Raw genomic sequence first — 18,666 nt, 5'->3', positions numbered from 1 at the left:
TCGTTGTAAAACTCTGGACAAGATGAGGCAGGATCGTGGCATACGATCTATTGCAGATTAGGCTATAAAAATAAAAAAGGCAAGGCCAACTGCGCCTTGCCTGAAGAGGGACGGTACGGGCTTAGAAGCGGTACAGCAGCGACGCTTCCCAGGTGCGGCCGAACAGCGGACGGGCGTTGATCGGGCCGGTGTTGCCGGTGGTCAGGCGCGAGTTGCCTTCGGTCAGGCCGAGCTCGTTGTTGAGGTTGGTGCCAGCCAGGCGCACTTCAATCTTGTCACCCAGCGAGAACAGCACGCCGGCGTCGATGGTGCGGTAGGACGGCAGGTATTGCTGGTTGGCCTGGTCGGCCCAGCGCTCGCCGATCGAGGTGTAGGTGGCATACAGCTTGGCGGCGTTGCCTTCGCCAAACGGAATGCGGTAGGTCGGCGTGAAGCGGAATTGCAGCTTCGGCTGGCGCTGCACGGTCTTGCCGGCGGTGGCCGGGTTGTCACGGTATTCCGACTTCTGATAGTCGCCAGTCAGCTGCAGTTGCAGGTTCTCGATCGGACGCACGGCCACTTCAAACTCGACGCCATTGCCTTTGGAGCCGCTGACGGAATGCAGTTCCTGGCCATTCGACAGCACTTGCGAGAACGCGATACCGTCAAATTCCGTGTGGAAGGCGTTGATATACGCGGTGTACAGCTGCGATGCGGTTTTGAAGCCGATTTCGTACTGGCTGACCTTAGGCGTAGGCAGCAGGTTGCGGTCATTGGCCGCCGCTTGCGTACCGGCGCCTCGGATATCGTCAAACGACACAAAGGTATGGCCACGGTTGGCGCGCACGAACACCGAGGTATCCTTGGCCAGCTTGTAGTTGCCGCCAATGGTGAAGGAATTGGCGCTGTCGGTGCGGCTCAGGTAGGTGTTGGAGCCGTCCGGCATCGAGGTGCCATTGTTGTACACGGTCAGCGGGTTGTTGTCGGTATCGGCCGACATCAGGTTGGAGATGGTGCCGCTGATCTTCTGCTGCTCATGGCGCATGCCGAAGTCAACCTTTATCTTGTCGTTGACCTGCCATTCATCCGACACGAAACCGGCGGTGTTGCGGCCGTCATACGAGGCAACCGGCGCGTAGAACACGTTGCCGTCGGTGCCGTTCTTCGACACGATGACGCCGTTGTTCAGGGTGACATTGATGAGACTGGCTTGCGGCACGGCCGTCATCAGGTGGCTGTTACCCAGGTACCAGACGTCATGCGAGGAGTAGTCGGCAAAGTAGCCGCCCACCGTGACGGTGTTGCCCTTGAAGATTTCCTTGCTGACGCGCAGTTCGTCGGTGAAGGATTTGAGCTGCTTCTCGACCGCCCACAGGCCGGCTTGCACCACCTGCTGGTTGCCGTTGACGGCGCCGCCATGCACATAGGTTGCGGTGCCTGCGGTCGCCAGCTTGCCGCCGGCCGCTGCCACGGTGGCCGGATTGCTGTTGGCCGAGGTGATCGCCGCGTTGATGTAGTCGTTCATCGATAGCGGGTTGTTACCGGTGAACATGGCGATGGTGTTGAGGTCGCCGTCAAAGCGGTTGAACTTGTTGGAGACGCTCCAGTCGCCGATCTTTTGATCGAAGTTGGCGCCAAATACCGTGGCTTTGAGGCCACGGCCATCGCCGAGGTCCTTGGTCAGGGTTTTACCTGGCGCCGCCTCGATGGTGAAGTTGCGCATTTCGCCGCTCATCAGGGTGCCGGTCAGCGGATTGAAGCCCGGGAATTCGCTAATGGTGTGGCCGCCATTGCTGGAAATCAGTGGCACGCCGGTGTAGAAGGCGTTCTTGTCGTCGGTGCTGCGCGCGTACAAGGTCAGCTTGCCCTGGTCCAGGTTGCGGGTCAGGGTGGCCGTGATCTGGTGGCCGTCGTCGGCAGGGAAGCCGGCATCGCGCACGCCGTCGGTCTTGCGGTAGAAGCCGCCAACCGAGCCATACCAGCCATCGCTGATCTTGCCGCCGTAGTACATATCCACGCGGCGCATGCTGCCGGTGCCGGTGGTGAAGCGCACCGTGCCTTCCGGCGTGTCGGTGCCTTCTTTGAGGATGAAGTTCATGGTGGCGCCCGGCTGGCCGTTGGACCAGATGGTGGACGGGCCGCCGCGCAGCACTTCCACGCGCTCGATGGTGTCATCCAGGCGGAAGGCCGACGAGCCTTCGAAGAACGACAGGGTCGGCGGCGGGAAGATCGGGTTGCCCATCATCTGCACCGAGACGAAAGGCGAGTCGGAACCCGACGGGAAGCCGCGCACCTCAATGTTGGCGCCGGACTGGCCGCCGGTCGATTCCGCATACACGCCCGGCACGATTTTCATGATGTCGGCCGTGCTGCTGGGGGCGGCTTGCTTGAGCTGTTCTTCGTTGGCGGTGGTGATCGAGAAGGCCGAATCGACCTTGCGCACGCCACGGGCGGAGGCGACGCCGGTCACCACCACTTGCTGGATTTCTTTGGAAACTTCTTTGGACGGTTCAGCGGCCGGGGCTTCGGCAGTCTGGGCTTGGGCGGCGGTCTGGTTGAGCAGCGTCAGGACGGCGGCCGCGATGGCCGATGGCAGGAACGGGTTTTTCATCGTGTCTGTACTTTCTTATAGGATAAATCGTCTCCGTGGACGGCGCTCCCCGCCATCCCCATCTTCATGAACTTTTGTGAAGATTTGGCCATTGAAACAAGAAATGTTATCGATGTCAATTGAAATGTTATCGATGTCATTTTCCGCGACAAATGAAAATTTTCTGTCATAATGCGTCCGCAAACCTGCTTTTTTACTCTTGAACAACGATGCGCGCGAAGAAGACTGTAACGACAGCCCTGACGATGGAAGACCTGGCCAAGCTGGCGGGCGTCTCCAAAATCACGGTTTCACGCGCCTTGCGCGACAGTCCGCTGGTGACGCCGGAAACGCGCGAGAAGATCCGCGCGCTGGCAGAGGAGCAGGGCTACCGTTTGAATGTGAGCGCGCGCAATCTGCGCATGGGCCGCAGTTATTCGGTGGCGGTTGTGGTGGAAATGACACCGGTGCGCGGCCGGCCGATGTCGGACCCGTACCCGCTGGAGCTATTGGGCGGCATTACCCAGGAGCTGACCACGGCCGGTTACAGCGTGGTGCTGACCTCCAAGCAGTTGATGAACACGGCGCCGGTGATGGGCGCCGACGGCTTGATCCTGCTGGGCCAGGGCTCGCATGGCGAAGCGGTGCGGACCTTGCAGCAGACCGGCATGCCGCTGGTGGTGTGGGGCGCGCCGGAAGCCGATACCGATTACATCGTGATCGGATCGGACAACCGCAAAGGCGGCATCAGCGCGGCCGAGCGCTTCATTGCGCAGGGCCGGCACAAGCTGGTGTTCCTGGGCGACGTCGATCACGCCGAGGTGCAGGAGCGCTGCGCCGGTTTTATCGATGCGATGGGCGGTGCGGCCACGGTGCACATTATCCGCCCCAAGGCGTTTACGTTTGAGGCGGGCTTTGACAGTATTTCCTCGCTGTTGAAAAAGAAGGGCGCCAGCTTTGACGGCGTGTTTGCCGCCAGTGATTTGCTGGCCATGGGCGCGATCCGTGCGCTGGCCGAGAAGAATTTGCGGGTGCCGGAGAATGTCTCCGTCATCGGCTACGACGATACGCCTGGCGCCGCCAGCTTTGTGCCGCCGCTGACTAGCGTGCACCAGTACCTGCGCGATGGCGGCGTGTTGTTGGCCAAGAAGATGTTGGGCCTGATCGAAGGCCACCAGGTCGCTTCTGAAATGCTGCCGACCACGCTGATGGTACGCCAGACCTAGTTTCCCCAAAAAGCACCAAAAACAGACCAAAAACCGGTGTTTTTTGAAATTCAAACCGCTTTGAATCGCTTTCTCTAAGGAATTCGCTGTGCAACAACACACCTATCCTCTTGAAGCCTGGTGCATCCGCGAGACCAGCTTTGACACCGCATCCCACTTCCTTGATGAAACGCTGTTCGCGCTGGGTAACGGCTACATCGGCCTGCGCGGCACGGGCGAGGAGGGCTACAGCGGCCCGGCCGGCACCTCGCTGGATGGCACGTATCTGAACGGCTTCTACGAGTCCGAGCCGATCCAGTATCCGGAAGCGGCGTACGGCCTGGCCAAGGTCAACCAGTTCATGCTGAATGTGCCGAATGCAAAGGGCATCGAGCTGCGACTTGGCGATGAGCGCTTTGATCTGCTGACTGGCACGGTGCAATCATATGAGCGCGTACTGGACTTCCGCACTGGTCTGCTGACGCGCACGGTGGAATGGACCTCGCCGCAAGGCCGCAGCGTGCGCGTACGCAGCCGCCGCATGGTCAGCTTCGAGAACAAGCACCTGTTTGCTATCGCGTTTGACGTAACTTCGCTGAACTACGACGGTCCGTTGTGGCTGGTGTCGGCGCTGGATGGCGCCGTGAAAAACCAGGAAGCGGGCGATGATCCGCGCGTGGGTTCGGCGATTTCCGGCCCGACGCTGCACATGATCGACAGCGAGCAGTCGGACAGCTTCTCGGCGCTGGTGCAGAAAACCCATAACAGCGGCTTCACTTTAATCAGCGCGACCGAGACAACGCTGAGCGTGCCGGCAACTGCGGTCACCGCACAGCAAGGCCAGCGACTGACGCAGGCGTGGGAGATACCAGTGAGCGCTGGCCAGTCGGTCACGCTGACCAAGTACGGCAGCTACTTCTCCTCGCGCGACTACGATGCCAAGGAGCTGATGTGGCGCAGCAAGGACACGCTGGCCACTGCCAAGGCGGCAGGCTTTGAAGAGCTGCGCCTGGCGCAGGAGCAGTACCTGGCCGACTTCTGGCAGCAGGCCGACGTGCAGATCGCCGGCGATGACGCGCTCCAGCAAGGCATGCACTTCAACCAGTTCCACCTGCTGCAATCGGTGGGCCGCGACGGCCGCACCAACATCTCCGCCAAAGGCGTGACGGGCGAAGGCTACGAAGGCCACTATTTCTGGGACACGGAAATCTACATCTTCCCGTTCTTCCTGTACTCCAAGCCGGAGATCGCGCGCAAGCTGCTGGAATACCGCTACGCCGGTTTGCCGAAGGCGCGCGAGCGTGCGCGCCAGATGTCGCATGACAAAGGCGCGCTGTACCCGTGGCGCACCATCGCTGGCGATGAGTGTTCGGCCTACTTCCCGGCGGGCACCGCGCAGTACCACATCAACGCCGACATCGCGTACTCCATCAAGACCTATATGGAGGCGACGGACGATCAGGAATATCTGGTCAAGGCTGGCGCGGAGATTGTGATGGAGACGGCGCGCATCTGGACCGGCATCGGTTCGTATGACCGCGAAGGCCGCTTTTGCATCAACCAGGTGACGGGGCCGGATGAATACACGGCGCTAGTCAACAACAACTACTACACCAACGCGATGGCGCGGATGCACCTGAACTTTGCGGCGTCCATTGCAGAGCAGCTGCAGGCACAGGCGCCGTCCGAGTTCGCACGCATCGCCGCAGCGATGGCGCTGGATGCGGGTGAGCCTGCAGAGTGGCGCCGCGCGGCGTCGCTGATGAATCTTCCGTATGACGCGGCGCTGCAAATCCACGCCCAGGACGACAGCTTCCTGTCGAAAAAAGTGTGGGACTTTGCCAACACGCCCAAGGAAAACTATCCGCTGCTGCTGAACTATCACCCGATGGTGATTTACCGCCATCAGGTCTGCAAACAGGCGGACGTGGTGCTGGCGCTGCTGCTGTTGAGCGACCAGTTCACGCTGGAGGACAAGCGCCGCGACTTTGACTACTACGAAGCGGTGACCACGCACGATTCTTCGCTGTCCTCCTGCATCTTCAGCATCATCGCTGCGGAAGTAGGTTATCAGGACAAGGCGTACGACTACTTCATGGAGACTGCACGTCTCGACCTGGACGACACGCACGGCAATACGCATTACGGCGTGCACACGGCAGCGATGGCCGGTACGTGGATGGGCGTGGCGTACGGCTTCGCGGGCATGCGCGTGATCGGCGGCGCGCTGCATTTCGCGCCGACGCTACCGAAGCAGTGGCAGCACTACACGTTCAAGGTGCACTTCCGCAGCGCGCTGATGGAAGTGCATGTGGAACCGGGCCGTGTTGAATATCGCCTGCTGCAAGGCGAGGCGCTGGACTTTACCCACGGCGGCGAAGCGATTGCGCTGACCCTGTCGCAACCCAAGCAATCGAGGAGCTTCGCATGAGCCGCTTCAAGGCAGTCATCTTTGACCTGGACGGTGTGATTACCGACACCGCGCACTATCACTACCTGGCGTGGAAGCAGCTCGCGGAATCGCAGGGTGTGCATTTCGATCATGCGTTTAACGAGAACCTCAAAGGCATCGACCGCATGGGTTCCCTGGACCTGATCCTGGCGTCGGCGCCGCGCAGCTACACGCCGGAAGAGAAGCTGGCGCTGGCTGACACGAAAAACCTGCATTATCAGGAACTGATTTCGACCATGTCGTCCAAGGACCTGTTGCCTGGTGCGGTGGAGGCGCTGGATGCAGTGCGCCGCGCCGGTTTGCGCATCGGGCTGGCGTCGGTCAGCAAGAATGCCTTTACGGTACTGGGCCGCCTGGGGATTACCGACAAATTCGATTATGTCGTGGATGCGGCCACCATCGCGCGCAGCAAGCCGGACCCGGAGATCTTCCTGCGCGCAGCGCAGGAGCTGGGCGTGGCGCCAGCCGATTGCCTGGGAGTGGAAGATGCTGTCGCTGGCGTTGCCGCCATCAAGGCGGCGGGGATGTTCGCACTGGGGATAGGACATCCCTTTGTGCTGACGGAAGCGGATGTCGTGATCACCAGCTTGCAGCAGTTTAATCTCAGCGCATATTGACGCTACCGCGCCGCAGAGCGCGGGAATAAAACGGAGACAGCAGCATGAAGAACAACAAAATACTATTTGCGCTATTCCTGATCTACTTTGTATTCGCCATCCTGCTCAACAGCGTGGGCACGGTGATCCTGCAGGTAATCAGCAACTATGGCGTGAGCAAATCCGCCGCCAGCGTACTGGAAGGCTTTAAAGACCTGCCGATTGCGGTGGTGTCCTTTCTGGTGGCGTCGTTCCTGCCGCGCATCGGCTACAAGAAGGCCATGCTGATCGGTCTGGCGATCGTCACCGCGGCGTGCGTGGCCATGCCGCTGCTGCCGTCCTTCGCAACGACCAAGGCCTTGTTCTTCTGCGTGGGCGTGTCGTTCGCGCTGGTGAAGGTGTCGGTGTATTCGACACTGGGCCTGATCGCCGAGGATCGCAAGCAGCACGCCAGCACCATGAACCTGCTGGAGGGCTTCTTCATGCTGGGCGTGTTAAGCGCCTATTGGGTGTTCGGCTACTTCATCGATTCGCACGATCCGCTGTCGCAAAGCTGGCTGCACACTTACTGGGTGCTGGCGGTGCTGTGCGCGGCGACCTTCCTGCTGATCCTGTCCACGCCATTCAATGAATCGAAGGCGGCGTTGCCGGAGGGGCGCGGCATCGCGCAGGATTTCGCCGAGATGCTCAAACTGTTCTTCAAGCCGCTGGTGTGCGTGTTCATCATCACGGCCTTCCTGTATGTGCTGATTGAGCAGAGCATCGGCACCTGGCTGCCGACGTTTAATAACGAAATCCTCAAGCTGCCGGCAGCGATGAGCGTGGAAGTGACCAGCATCTTTGCTGCCTGCCTGGCCGTGGGGCGGCTGTCGGCGGGCGTGTTGATGCGCAAGCTGCACTGGTATCCCGTGATGAATGCCTGCGTGCTGGGCATGGCGGCGATGGTGCTGCTGGCGCTGCCGCTGACGCATGATGTGGTGGCCGATCCCCATATCACCTGGGCCAGCGCGCCGCTGGCGACTTTCCTGTTCCCGCTGATTGGCCTGTTCATGGCGCCTATTTACCCGGGCATCAATTCAGTGATGCTCAGCTCTTTGCCAAAGAACCAGCACTCCGCCATGACTGGCTTGCTGGTGATTTTCTCAGCGCTGGGTGGTACCACTGGCTCCTTAATCACGGGCTATGTGTTCGGTAACTTCAACGGCCACTTCGCGTTTTATTTAACCTTGGTGCCCATCTCCATCGTGCTGATAATGTTGTATTTTTTTAAAAAATCGGTCGATGACGGTGGCGGTGGATTCGACGCAAACGCTATAATTAGCAGTCAACATTGAACATCAGGCTATGAACCTCGCGCATCTTGCAAATCACTTGGGTATGTCCAAAACCACGGTGAGTCGCGCGTTAAACGGTTACCCCGAGGTGAATGTACGTACCCGCGAGCGGGTAATGAAGGCTGCCAAAGAGGTAGGCTACCAGCCGAATCCGATGGCGCGTTCGCTGGCGCTGGGGCGTACCAATGTGTTCGGCATCATTTACCCGTTGCTGGCGTCGGACCTGGGCGATCCCATGTTTCTCGATGTGGTAGCGGGTATGTCGGCTGCGCTGGAAGCGGTCAGCAAAAATCTGATTATTGCGCCGGTGTCGCCAGCCGCAGAGCAGCCGTCGTATCAGCAGATCGTGCGCGGGCGCCGTGTCGATGGCCTGGTGGTCAGCCGCACGCTGGTGCATGACGAGCGCATCGCGTTTCTGAGCAAAGCCAAATTCCCGTTTGTCGCGCATGGCCGTACGGAGCTGAATGCGCCGTATGCGTGGTTCGACTATGACAACGAAGCCGGCATCCGCATGGCCATGGAGCGCTTGCTGGGACTGGGCCACCAGCGCATCGCGCTGATCGGCGCGCCGCTGGAGTTGAACTTCGCGCGTCAGCGTAAGGACAGCTTTGTCGCTGCCATGTCGGCGGCGGGCCTGAGCGCCGATCCACGCTACCTCATCGACAATACGCTGGATCGCCGCAGCGGTTATCAGGCCATGCAGCAGTTGCTGGCCTGCTCGCCGCGGCCGACCGCAGTGGTGGTCGATAACCATTTGTCCGGCGTGGGCGCCGTGCGTGCGCTGCTGGATGCGGGTATCGACATCGGCAAAGAAATCTCCCTCATCGTCTGGGGCAATGTGGCCGATACGCTGGCCGGCACAAACGTCACCACCATCGACCAACCCGACCCGCACAAAGCCGGCGCGCGCATGGTCTCCATGCTGATGTCGCTGGTAGACGGCACGCCCGCCAGCGAGCTGCATGAGTTGTGGCAGCCAGTGCTGCTGGAGGGCTCCACCGTCGGACCAGTCAGGGAAACCTAAATCTAAAGTGCGCTGGCGCACGGTTGTGGTGGTGGGAGCTAATGATAATGGTGTCATCGCAATTCGCGTTCATCGTATGAAACCGTATCTGGGCTACGTCACTGTTGCGTTTATGATTGGAGGCTGCGCCCATGTGCAGCGCTCTGCGCCGCCCTTGGTGCTGGAAAATACGGGAACCGAATATCCAACCATGTGCATGCTGATGCAAGCCGACGGCAACCTGGTATTTCGCGGCGGGTTTGCGTTTTATAGTCCTGCGGCCTGGCGCCGAACGGATAAGGATACGTTGATACTCACGCTGGGTGGGAGTGAACCGTTCCCTTCGGACGTCTTCAGGGAACAGTTGCCCAAGCACGCTGGTGGTTTGCTCAGTTTTGACGAGAAACGGCGCGAGATCACATACCGCTTCAACGACAAAAGCGAGTTTCTGAACTTCGGTAACTATTACTTCTACCGCGTGGCCGACTGCCACGCTCAATAAATCTCATCCTCTGCCTGCAGCACTGCGGTGGCTTCAATTTCAAACAGCATGCCGTCCAGTGCCAGGCGCGGAACGGGAATCAGCGTGCACGCTGGCGCAGGGTTGTCCCCCCACATGGCGCGCAATGCGCTGCTGAAGATGGCGAGACGTGCTTCGCTATGCTCCACAATCAAGGCCGTGACTTTACTCACGCTGGTATGGTGCGCACCAGCAGCGGTGAGTGCGGTTTGCAGATTGCTTAGCGCCTGCTCTACCTGGGTTTTGAAATCGTCAGACAGCTCGCCCTCAGCGTTTTCACCACCTTGTCCGGCGATGTAGATGATGCGTGCCGGCGCTTCGGCGATGACGACATGGCTGTAACCATTGGGACGCGGGTCGTACAGACCGGTGGGGTTGATGAATTTCATGGTGTTCTTCAGCAGTGGATGTGAGGACACTATAAAATCTCAACTTAACTTGAGGTCAAGGATTTTCTATGACGATTCCTTCAAAGGTACTTGGCGTGGGTGAACTGGCCGAACGCGCTGGTGTCGCCGTCTCCGCGCTGCACTTCTACGAAGCCAAGGGATTAATCCATTCCGTGCGAACCGGCGGTAACCAGCGCCGCTACCCACGTTCGGTGCTGCGCCGCCTGGCCGTCATCAAAGTCGCGCAGCGTGTGGGCCTGCCGCTCGCAGAGATTGCACGTGCGCTTGACGCACTGCCCTCAGGACGAACGCCGACCGTCACCGACTGGCGACGTCTTTCAGCAGCATGGAAGCAAGAGCTGGAGGAGCGGATCAAGACGCTGACGCAGTTACGCGATCAGCTGGACGGCTGCATCGGCTGCGGATGCCTGTCACTAAAAGCCTGCCCGCTGCGCAACGCGCAGGACGCGTTGGCAGGGGAGGGGGCCGGGCCGCACTTCAGATAGTGCGGCTGGTACAGGTTACATATTGCGGCGGTACTGGCCACCGACTTCGAACAGCGCGGTGGTGATCTGGCCGAGGGAGCAGACGCGGACGGCGTCCATCAGCTTTTCGAACACGTTGGCGTTGTCGATGGCGGCTTGCTGCAGGGCGGCCAGTGCTTGCGGCGCTGCTGCGGCGTTCCGGGTGTGGAACTCTTCCAGGCGCTTGAGCTGCGACTGCTTTTCATCGTCGGTGGAACGCGCCAGTTCGATCTGCGCTGGCGCTTCCGCACCTTTCGGATTGCGGAAGGTGTTGACGCCGATGATGGGCAGCGTGCCGTCATGCTTCTGGTGCTCGTACAGCATGGACTCTTCCTGGATCTTGCCGCGCTGGTAGCCGGTTTCCATCGCACCCAGCACGCCACCACGTTCGGCGATGCGTTCGAATTCCTGCATCACGGCTTCTTCCACCATATCGGTCAGTTCGTCCATGATGAAGGAGCCCTGGTTCGGATTCTCGTTCTTGGCCAGGCCCCATTCGCGGTTGATGATGAGCTGGATCGCCAGCGCGCGGCGGACTGATTCGTCGGTTGGCGTGGTGATGGCTTCGTCGTAGGCGTTGGTGTGCAGCGAGTTGCAGTTGTCGTAGATCGCGATCAGCGCCTGCAGCGTAGTGCGGATGTCGTTGAAGTCGATCTCCTGCGCGTGCAGCGAACGGCCCGAGGTTTGCACGTGGTACTTGAGTTTTTGCGAACGGTCGTTGGCGCCGTATTTGTCGCGCATTGCCACGGCCCAGATGCGGCGTGCCACGCGGCCCAGTACCGTGTACTCAGGGTCCATGCCGTTCGAGAAGAAGAATGACAGGTTGGGTGCGAAGTCGTCGATGTGCATACCGCGCGCCAGGTAGGCTTCCACGAACGTGAAGCCGTTGGACAGCGTGAAGGCCAGCTGCGAAATCGGGTTCGCGCCCGCTTCGGCGATGTGATAGCCGGAGATCGACACCGAGTAGAAGTTGCGTACCTGGTGGTGGACGAAGTATTCCTGGATATCGCCCATCACCTTCAGCGAAAACTCGGTCGAGAAAATGCAGGTGTTCTGGCCCTGGTCTTCTTTCAGGATGTCCGCCTGTACGGTGCCGCGCACGTTCTGCAGTACCCAGTCCTTGATCTTGGAAGCTTCATCGGCGCTAGGCTGACGCTTGTTCTCTTCAACGAATTTGTCGACTTGCTGGTCGATGGCGGTGTTCATGAACATCGCCAGGATGGTTGGTGCAGGACCGTTGATGGTCATCGACACCGAGGTGCTCGGGCTGCACAGGTTGAAGCCGTCGTACAGCACTTTCATGTCGTCCAGCGTGGCGATCGAGACCCCCGAGTTGCCGACCTTGCCGTAGATGTCCGGGCGCAGCGCAGGATCGGCGCCGTACAGGGTGACCGAGTCAAATGCGGTGGACAGGCGCTTGGCGTCCATGCCGGTGGAGACCAGCTTGAAGCGGCGGTTGGTGCGGAAGGCGTCGCCTTCGCCAGCGAACATACGGGTAGGATCTTCGCCTTCACGCTTGAACGCAAACACGCCAGCGGTGAACGGGAAGGAGCCCGGCACGTTTTCCAGCATCAGGAAGCGCAGGATTTCGCCATGGTCTTCAAAGCGCGGCAGTGCGACTTTGCGGATGCGCGTGCCGGACAGCGTGTGCTGCACGAGGCGGGTACGGATTTCCTTGTCACGGATTTTGACCACGTAGTCGTCGCCAGCGTAGGCGGCCTGCATGTCTGGCCATTGCGCCAGCAGCTTCTTGGCGCCGCCGTCCATTTCGGCATCGCGCTCGGCGATCAGATCGTCGAAGTCTGCGGCCTTGTGGGCGATGGCCAGCATGCGCTTGGTTTCGCTGAGTTGCTGACGTTCGCGCGCCAGCGTGACTTGCTTGCGTGTGAAGCGGTGGTAGCCGCGCACGGTGTCGGCAATCTCCGCCAGATAGCGCGCGCGCGCTGGCGGTACGATGACGTTTTTTCCGCTGGAGTGGCGCACGTCGGTGGCCACCAGTTTGCCTTGCTGTGCGCGCAGGCCGAGTTGCGCCAGCCGTGGCAGCAGGCCCTGGTACAGCGCGGTGACGCCGTCGTCATTGAAGCGCGATGCCTGGGTGCCGTAGACCGGCATTTCTTCCGGACGCTTGCTCCACAGTTCGCGGTTGCGCTGGTACTGCTTGGCGACGTCGCGCAGCGCGTCTTGCGCACCTTTGCGGTCAAACTTGTTGATGGCGATGAAGTCGGCGAAATCGAGCATGTCGATTTTTTCCAGCTGCGAGGCAGCGCCGAATTCCGGCGTCATCACGTACATCGAGACGTCCACGTGCGGCACGATGGCGGCGTCGCCCTGGCCGATACCGGAGGTTTCAACGATCACCAGGTCGAAGCCTGCTACCTTGCAGGCGGCGATGACGTCTGGCAGCGCTTGCGAAATCTCGGAGCCTGCTTCACGCGTGGCCAGCGAACGCATGAACACGCGCGCCTGGCCGGCCCACGGATTGATGGCGTTCATGCGGATACGGTCGCCCAGCAGCGCACCGCCGGATTTGCGGCGCGATGGATCGATGGAGATGATGGCGATGTTCAGCGCGTCGCCCTGGTCGAGGCGGATGCGGCGTATCAGTTCATCGGTCAGCGAGGATTTACCGGCGCCGCCGGTGCCGGTGATGCCCAGCGTTGGCACGGGCAGGTCTTGTGCAGCAGCCAGCAGTTCGGCGCGCAGCGTGGCAGAGGCCTTATCGTTTTCCAGTGCGGTGATTAGCTGTGCCAGTGGGCGGTGACGGGTGGCGATGTCGCCTTCGCGCAGCGGCGCGAGGGAGGTTGGCGCGTAGGGCGACAGGTCGATGTCGCACTGCTGCACCATCCACTGGATCATGCCGACGAGGCCCATGCGCTGGCCATCTTCCGGGCTGAAGATTTTGGTGACGCCGTACGCGTGCAGTTCTTCAATTTCCTGCGGGACGATGACGCCGCCGCCGCCGCCGAATACCTTGATGTGGGCGCCGCCGCGCTGGCGCAGCAGGTCGATCATGTATTTGAAGTATTCGACGTGGCCGCCCTGGTAGCTGGAGATGGCGATGCCTTGCACGTCTTCGGCCAGTGCGGCGGTGACGACGTCGTCGACCGAGCGGTTGTGGCCCAGGTGGACCACTTCCACGCCGTTCGACTGCAGGATGCGGCGCATGATGTTGATGGAGGCGTCATGGCCGTCGAACAGCGAGGCTGCGGTGACGAAGCGAACTTTGTTCTTTACGCGCGGCTGTTCATCCACGGCCGCGATTTTGGGAGTCGAGAGATCGTTCATTGGTGTCCCTAATAGTATTTTTTTGTTGATTATATGACGTTTACGTTAACGTCAAACCCGCAGTGCGGCTACCAGGGGTCTGACCCCGTACGGGGTCAGACCCCCGCGTCCGGGTTGCGGGTTTGTGTCTCAATCATCATGCGGCGCGCTGTTGGCTGAACAGGTTGAGTAGACGGGCTTTTTCGGTACGGAAGGTGGCGACGGCTTTTTCCTTCACGTGGCCGAAGCCGCGCACTTTTTCCGGCAGCGAGGCCAGGTCGACTGCGGTGGCGTGGTTTTCTGCGTTCAGCTGGGCGATCATTGCGGACACCATCTCGCGGTACTCAACGATCAGTGCGCGCTCCATTTTGCGTTCTTCGGTGTAGCCGAAGATGTCGAGCGCACCGCCGCGCAGGCCTTTCAGCTTGGCCAGCAGCTTGAACGCGCTCCACATCCACGAGCCGAATTCCGCTTTGACCAGGTGGCCCTTGGCATCCTTCTTCGCGAACATCGGTGGCGCCAGGTTGAACTTCACGCTGAAGTTACCTTCGAACTGAGACTGCAGCTGTTCGACGAAACGGCCATCGGTGTACAGGCGCGCGACTTCGTATTCGTCCTTGTAGGCCATCAGCTTGAAGTAGTACTTGGCCACGGCGGTGGACAGCTTGTTGCCCAGGCCAAGCGAGGTTTCTTTCGCGCGCACTTGCGCCACCAGTTCCGAATAGGTGTTGGCGTAAGCGGCGTTCTGGTACGCGGTCAGGAATTCCATGCGCTTGGCAACGGTGGTGTCCAGGCTTTGCGGCATCTGCACGATGATGGCTTGTGCTGGCGTGGCGATGCGCTCGACGCGCTTCAGGTCCACGGCGGCACGGCGGCCCCACAGGAAGCTCTTCTTGTTCGAGGCGACGGCGACGCCATTCAGTTCAATCGCGCGCAGCAGCGATTCTTCTTTGAGCGGGATGCGGCCGCGCTGCCAGGCGTAGCCCAGCATGAACAGGTTGGCGGCAATCGAGTCGCCCATCAGCGCGGTGGCCAGCTTGGTGGCGTCGATGAAGTCGGCAGCACCTGCGCCGACCGATTCTTCGATCAGCGCGCGTACGTCTGCGGTCGGGTACTGCCAGTCGGCGTTCTGCGCGAAGGTGCCTGGCGGCTGTTCGTGCAGGTTGACGATGGCCAGCGTGCGGCCCGGACGCATTTTGGATACGGCATCCGCAGCACCGGCGGTCAGCATGTCGCAGCCGAGGATGACGTCTGCTTCGCCGGTAGCGATGCGCTGCGCGCGCAGGTGGTCCGGCGTGCGCGCCACTTTCACGTGCGAGGTGACCGAGCCGTTTTTCTGCGACATGCCGGTCATGTCCAGCACCGAGGCGCCTTTGCCTTCAATGTGCGCGGCCATGCCCATCAGCGCGCCGACGGTAATCACGCCGGTGCCGCCAATGCCGTTGATCAGGATGTTGTATGGCTGCTCGCATTCCGGCAATGCTGGCGTAGGCAGTGCATCCCAGCCGTCATCGCTTTGCGTCGCGCCGGTTTTGGTTTTCTTCAGCGCGCCGCCTTCCACCGTGACGAAGCTCGGGCAGAAGCCCTTCACGCACGAATAGTCCTTGTTGCACGACGATTGGTCGATGGTGCGCTTGCGGCCGAATTCCGTTTCCTTCGGCAGGATCGACACGCAGTTGGACTGGATGCCGCAGTCGCCGCAGCCTTCGCACACGGCTTCGTTGATGACCATGCGTTTGGCCAGGTCAGGGAATTCGCCTTTTTTACGGCGGCGGCGTTTTTCGGCAGCGCAGGTCTGGTCGTAGATGAGCACCGAAGCGCCTGGCAGTTCACGCAGCTCGCGCTGTACCGCATCCATGTCCTTGCGGTCGTGCAGCGAGACGATGGCCGGCAGCGCCGAACGGTCGGTGTAGCGCGACAGGTCTTCCGTCACTAGCGCGATGCGCTTGACGCCTTCTGCGGCCATCTGCTGCGCGATCATCGGCACGGAGGTCTGGCCATCGACTGGCTGGCCACCGGTCATGGCGACGGCGTCGTTGTACAGGATCTTGTAGGTGATGTTGACCTTGGCCGCAACCGCTGCGCGGATCGCTAGGTAGCCGGAGTGGAAGTAGGTGCCGTCGCCCAGGTTCTGGAACACGTGCGGCACTTTGGAGAACGCGGCCTGGCCGATCCACGGCGCGCCTTCGCCGCCCATGTGGGTGGTCAGCTTGTTGTACTCAGGGTAGATGGAGGTGGCCATCACGTGGCAGCCGATACCGGCCAGCGCGAACGAACCGTCCGGTACTTTGGTCGAGGTGTTGTGCGGGCAACCGGAGCAGTAGAACGCTGGACGGAACGGGGTGCTGATGGCTTTCTTCAGCACGGCGTCCTTCTCATCGAGGAAGGTCAGGCGGGCTTTGATCTGGTCCTGAATGTGGGCGTCGCTGATGTAGCGCGCGACACGACCCGCGATGACGCGCGCCACTTGCGAGACGGAGAAGTCAGCCTTTGGTGGCAGCAGCCATTCGCCGCGTGGCGCCACCCATTCGCCCTTGTCGTCGAATTTGCCGATCACGCGTGGACGTACATCGTCGCGCCAGTTGTACAGCTGTTCCTTGAGCTGGTATTCAACGAACTGGCGTTTTTCTTCGACCACCAGGATCTCGTCCAGGCCTTGGGCGAATTCGCGCACGCTGTCCGGTTCCAGCGGCCATGGCATGGCGACCTTGAACAGGCGCAGGCCCACCTTGGCGGCCATTGCTTCGTCGATGCCCAGTTCTTCCAGCGCTTCCAGCACGTCCAGATACGATTTGCCGGAGGCGATGATGCCCAGCTTGGCGTCCTTGGAATCGATGGTGGTGTGATTCAGCTTGTTCTCGCGCGCATAGGCCAGCGCGGCGTAGATTTTGTAGTCCTGCATCAGCGCTTCCTGATTGCGCGCCTGCTGGCCCAGCGGGATGCTGGACAGGCGTGCATTCAGGCCGCCTTCCGGCATGACGAAATTCTGCGGGATCTTCACATCCACGCGGAACGGGTCGGCGTCCACCGAGGCTGACGATTCCACCGTATCTGCCAGCGCCTTGAACGCCACGGCGCAACCGGAGAAGCGCGACATGGCCCAGCCATGGATGCCCAGGTCCAGGTATTCCTGCACATTGCATGGGTAGAGCACAGGCACCATGCAGGCGGAGAAGATGTGGTCCGACTGGTGCGGCAGCGTGGACGAATACGCGCCGTGGTCATCGCCGGCCACCAGCAGCACGCCGCCATGTTTGGAGGTGCCAGCGTGGTTCATGTGCTTGAAGACGTCGCCGCAGCGGTCCACGCCCGGGCCTTTGCCGTACCACATGGCGAACACGCCGTCGTACTTGCTCTCGCCGATCAGATCCACCTGCTGCGAGCCCCAGACTGCCGTTGCCGCCAGATCTTCGTTCACTCCCGGCACAAACTGCACGTGATGCTGTTCCAGGTGCGGCTTGGCCTTCCACAGGTTTTCATCAAGGCCGCCCAGCGGCGAGCCGCGGTAGCCGGAAATGAAGCCGCCCGTATTCAGGCCATAGGCCTTGTCGCGCACGTGCTGCATCATCGGCAGGCGCACGAGTGCCTGGATGCCTGAGAGGAAGATGGTGCCTTTGGTGGAAGTGTATTTGTCGTCGAGGCTCACGGACGTGAGCAGGCTAGTGCCGTCTGGCATGGCGGTGTCTCCGTTTTTGGTATCAGGATCGTGTTTGCACTGGGTGCCGCCGGGTAGGCGAGCCAGGGTCAAACCGGGTAGCCGCGGTTAGCGGCTTTCTACCAGTATGGGCGCTACTTGACGTATACGGAAATACCGTTTGCCGATGGGGGTATAAGAATTTCTTATATCGGTGTTGCCCCGGGCCATTTCCCTTCGGCGCACAGGCCATCGCTGATCTGGCGCACCAGGCGGGTGATGGCGGCGGCGGCATTGGTCAGTGGAATGTTGCGTGAAGCACACAGTACCACGGTGCGCGAAATTGACGGACTGTGGATGCGCTGGGCGCGCAATTCGCCGCGCTGCAGTTCGTCCAGCACCGGGGCGGACGGCAGGATGGTGGCGCCCATGTCGGCCAGCAGCGCCGATTTGAGGATGGCGATGGAGTTGATCTCAATCACATTGCTCAGGCTGAGCCCGGCTTCGCGTGCGACAGCCTCGATGCGCGGACGTACGCCGTGTTGCAGGCCGGGCAGGATGAGGGTGGTATTCAATGCCTGTTGTAGTGTAAGTGACTGCTCACTTTTCGCGTAAGTAGCATCCGCGCGACAGATGAAGTGGAGTTCTTCTTCCGCCAGCGGGGTGGTGGCAAACTGGTTGAGCTGACCGTCGTCAAACTGGATGGCCAGGTTCACGCGGCCGGACTTGAGCTGCTCGCTCAGGTTGCCGGTCAGCTCTTCGGTCAGTTGCAGGGTAATCTCGGGATACTGGCTGCGGGTGGCGGTCAGCAGCGGCAGGGCCAGCGCGCCGGAGATGCTGTGCGGCAGTCCCAGTGTGACGCTGCCGCTGGGCCGTTCCGCCGATTGCGCCACAGCGGAACGGGCGTCCGCCACCTGCTTGAGGATGGCCTGGGCGTGTTCGTAGAAGACCTTGCCGGCGTCTGTGCTGAGCACGCCTTGCGCGGTACGGTGCAGCAGCTGCACGCCCAGTTCCTCTTCCAGCTGGCGCAATTGCTGGGTCAGCGCGGGCTGCGCGACGTGCAAAATCAGCGCGGCGCGTGACAGCGAACCGTGGTCGACAATGGCGACAAAATAACGAAGCTGGCGTAGTTCCATATCCAAAAAGTAAGAAAGTACCCCTAGTCAAACAAACACT

At 60.8% G+C, this 18,666-nt stretch carries 12 protein-coding genes; 7 read left to right on the top strand and 5 right to left on the bottom strand.

From position 1 onward, the window contains the following. Positions 1-121: 121 nt before the first annotated feature. Positions 122-2,590 carry a TonB-dependent receptor gene (locus GTP58_RS12110; RefSeq protein ID WP_161077686.1) on the bottom strand — a complete coding sequence of 823 codons (2,469 nt, stop codon included), beginning with the start codon at positions 2,588-2,590 and terminating at the stop codon, positions 122-124. Between the two features lie 209 nt (positions 2,591-2,799). Here GTP58_RS12110 and GTP58_RS12105 point away from each other — a divergent pair, with 209 nt between their 5' ends. The 6 genes from GTP58_RS12105 to GTP58_RS12080 all read left to right on the top strand — a co-directional run bounded on the left by GTP58_RS12105 (position 2,800) and on the right by GTP58_RS12080 (position 9,661). Next, a complete protein-coding gene (locus GTP58_RS12105) occupies positions 2,800-3,795 on the top strand; it encodes a LacI family DNA-binding transcriptional regulator (protein ID WP_072788029.1) in 996 nt (331 codons plus the stop codon). Between the two features lie 88 nt (positions 3,796-3,883). Further along, a complete protein-coding gene (locus GTP58_RS31910; RefSeq protein ID WP_161077685.1) occupies positions 3,884-6,205 on the top strand; it encodes a glycosyl hydrolase family 65 protein in 2,322 nt (773 codons plus the stop codon). Then, positions 6,202-6,843: a beta-phosphoglucomutase gene (gene pgmB, locus GTP58_RS12095; RefSeq protein ID WP_161077684.1), complete on the top strand. Its 642-nt coding sequence runs from the start codon at positions 6,202-6,204 to the stop codon at positions 6,841-6,843. The genes GTP58_RS31910 and pgmB overlap by 4 nt, the downstream gene beginning before the upstream one ends. 44 nt (positions 6,844-6,887) lie before the next feature. Continuing rightward, positions 6,888-8,156 carry a sugar MFS transporter gene (locus tag GTP58_RS12090; RefSeq protein WP_161077683.1) on the top strand — a complete coding sequence of 423 codons (1,269 nt, stop codon included), beginning with the start codon at positions 6,888-6,890 and terminating at the stop codon, positions 8,154-8,156. Between the two features lie 10 nt (positions 8,157-8,166). Beyond that, the gene (locus GTP58_RS12085; protein ID WP_161077682.1) at positions 8,167-9,180 is read left to right on the top strand and encodes a substrate-binding domain-containing protein; all 1,014 of its coding nucleotides are present in this window, start codon (positions 8,167-8,169) and stop codon (positions 9,178-9,180) included. Positions 9,181-9,256: 76 nt separating this feature from the next. After that, positions 9,257-9,661: a hypothetical protein gene (locus GTP58_RS12080; protein ID WP_161077681.1), complete on the top strand. Its 405-nt coding sequence runs from the start codon at positions 9,257-9,259 to the stop codon at positions 9,659-9,661. Here the strand turns inward: GTP58_RS12080 and GTP58_RS12075 are convergent. Next, positions 9,655-10,068, bottom strand: a complete 414-nt coding sequence (locus GTP58_RS12075) for a RidA family protein (RefSeq protein WP_161077680.1) — start codon at positions 10,066-10,068, stop codon at positions 9,655-9,657. The genes GTP58_RS12080 and GTP58_RS12075 overlap by 7 nt on opposite strands. A 68-nt stretch (positions 10,069-10,136) precedes the next feature. Here GTP58_RS12075 and soxR point away from each other — a divergent pair, with 68 nt between their 5' ends. Beyond that, entirely contained in the window at positions 10,137-10,574 is a 438-nt protein-coding gene (gene soxR / locus GTP58_RS12070) for a redox-sensitive transcriptional activator SoxR (protein WP_161077679.1), read from the top strand. 15 nt (positions 10,575-10,589) lie between these two features. On the opposite strand, the gene icmF is transcribed toward soxR, so the two are convergent. From icmF to GTP58_RS12055, 3 genes are all read right to left on the bottom strand, one after another. Then, positions 10,590-13,877, bottom strand: a complete 3,288-nt coding sequence (gene icmF / locus GTP58_RS12065) for a fused isobutyryl-CoA mutase/GTPase IcmF (RefSeq protein WP_161077678.1) — start codon at positions 13,875-13,877, stop codon at positions 10,590-10,592. Positions 13,878-14,013: 136 nt separating this feature from the next. Then, entirely contained in the window at positions 14,014-17,532 is a 3,519-nt protein-coding gene (locus GTP58_RS12060; RefSeq protein ID WP_161077677.1) for an indolepyruvate ferredoxin oxidoreductase family protein, read from the bottom strand. A 164-nt stretch (positions 17,533-17,696) separates the two neighbouring features. After that, the gene (locus GTP58_RS12055; RefSeq protein WP_072788056.1) at positions 17,697-18,626 is read right to left on the bottom strand and encodes a LysR substrate-binding domain-containing protein; all 930 of its coding nucleotides are present in this window, start codon (positions 18,624-18,626) and stop codon (positions 17,697-17,699) included. Positions 18,627-18,666 lie beyond the last annotated feature (40 nt).

The organism is Duganella sp. CY15W (assembly GCF_009857555.1).
Taxonomy (GTDB): domain Bacteria; phylum Pseudomonadota; class Gammaproteobacteria; order Burkholderiales; family Burkholderiaceae_D; genus Rugamonas; species Rugamonas sacchari.
The sequence above is the reverse complement of the archived record's forward strand: the minus strand, read 5'-3'. Positions and strand labels throughout refer to the sequence as shown.

What these genes read in the sequence shown, in the direction of transcription:
- GTP58_RS12055 (WP_072788056.1), bottom strand. Translation starts at nt 18,626, where the DNA reads ATGGAACTACGCCAGCTTCGTTATTTTGTCGCCATTGTCGACCACGGT.
- GTP58_RS12075 (WP_161077680.1), bottom strand. Translation starts at nt 10,068, where the DNA reads ATGAAATTCATCAACCCCACCGGTCTGTACGACCCGCGTCCCAATGGT.
- soxR (WP_161077679.1), top strand. Translation starts at nt 10,137, where the DNA reads ATGACGATTCCTTCAAAGGTACTTGGCGTGGGTGAACTGGCCGAACGC.
- pgmB (WP_161077684.1), top strand. Translation starts at nt 6,202, where the DNA reads ATGAGCCGCTTCAAGGCAGTCATCTTTGACCTGGACGGTGTGATTACC.
- GTP58_RS12080 (WP_161077681.1), top strand. Translation starts at nt 9,257, where the DNA reads ATGAAACCGTATCTGGGCTACGTCACTGTTGCGTTTATGATTGGAGGC.
- GTP58_RS12105 (WP_072788029.1), top strand. Translation starts at nt 2,800, where the DNA reads ATGCGCGCGAAGAAGACTGTAACGACAGCCCTGACGATGGAAGACCTG.
- GTP58_RS12110 (WP_161077686.1), bottom strand. Translation starts at nt 2,590, where the DNA reads ATGAAAAACCCGTTCCTGCCATCGGCCATCGCGGCCGCCGTCCTGACG.
- icmF (WP_161077678.1), bottom strand. Translation starts at nt 13,877, where the DNA reads ATGAACGATCTCTCGACTCCCAAAATCGCGGCCGTGGATGAACAGCCG.
- GTP58_RS12060 (WP_161077677.1), bottom strand. Translation starts at nt 17,532, where the DNA reads ATGCCAGACGGCACTAGCCTGCTCACGTCCGTGAGCCTCGACGACAAA.
- GTP58_RS12090 (WP_161077683.1), top strand. Translation starts at nt 6,888, where the DNA reads ATGAAGAACAACAAAATACTATTTGCGCTATTCCTGATCTACTTTGTA.
- GTP58_RS12085 (WP_161077682.1), top strand. Translation starts at nt 8,167, where the DNA reads ATGAACCTCGCGCATCTTGCAAATCACTTGGGTATGTCCAAAACCACG.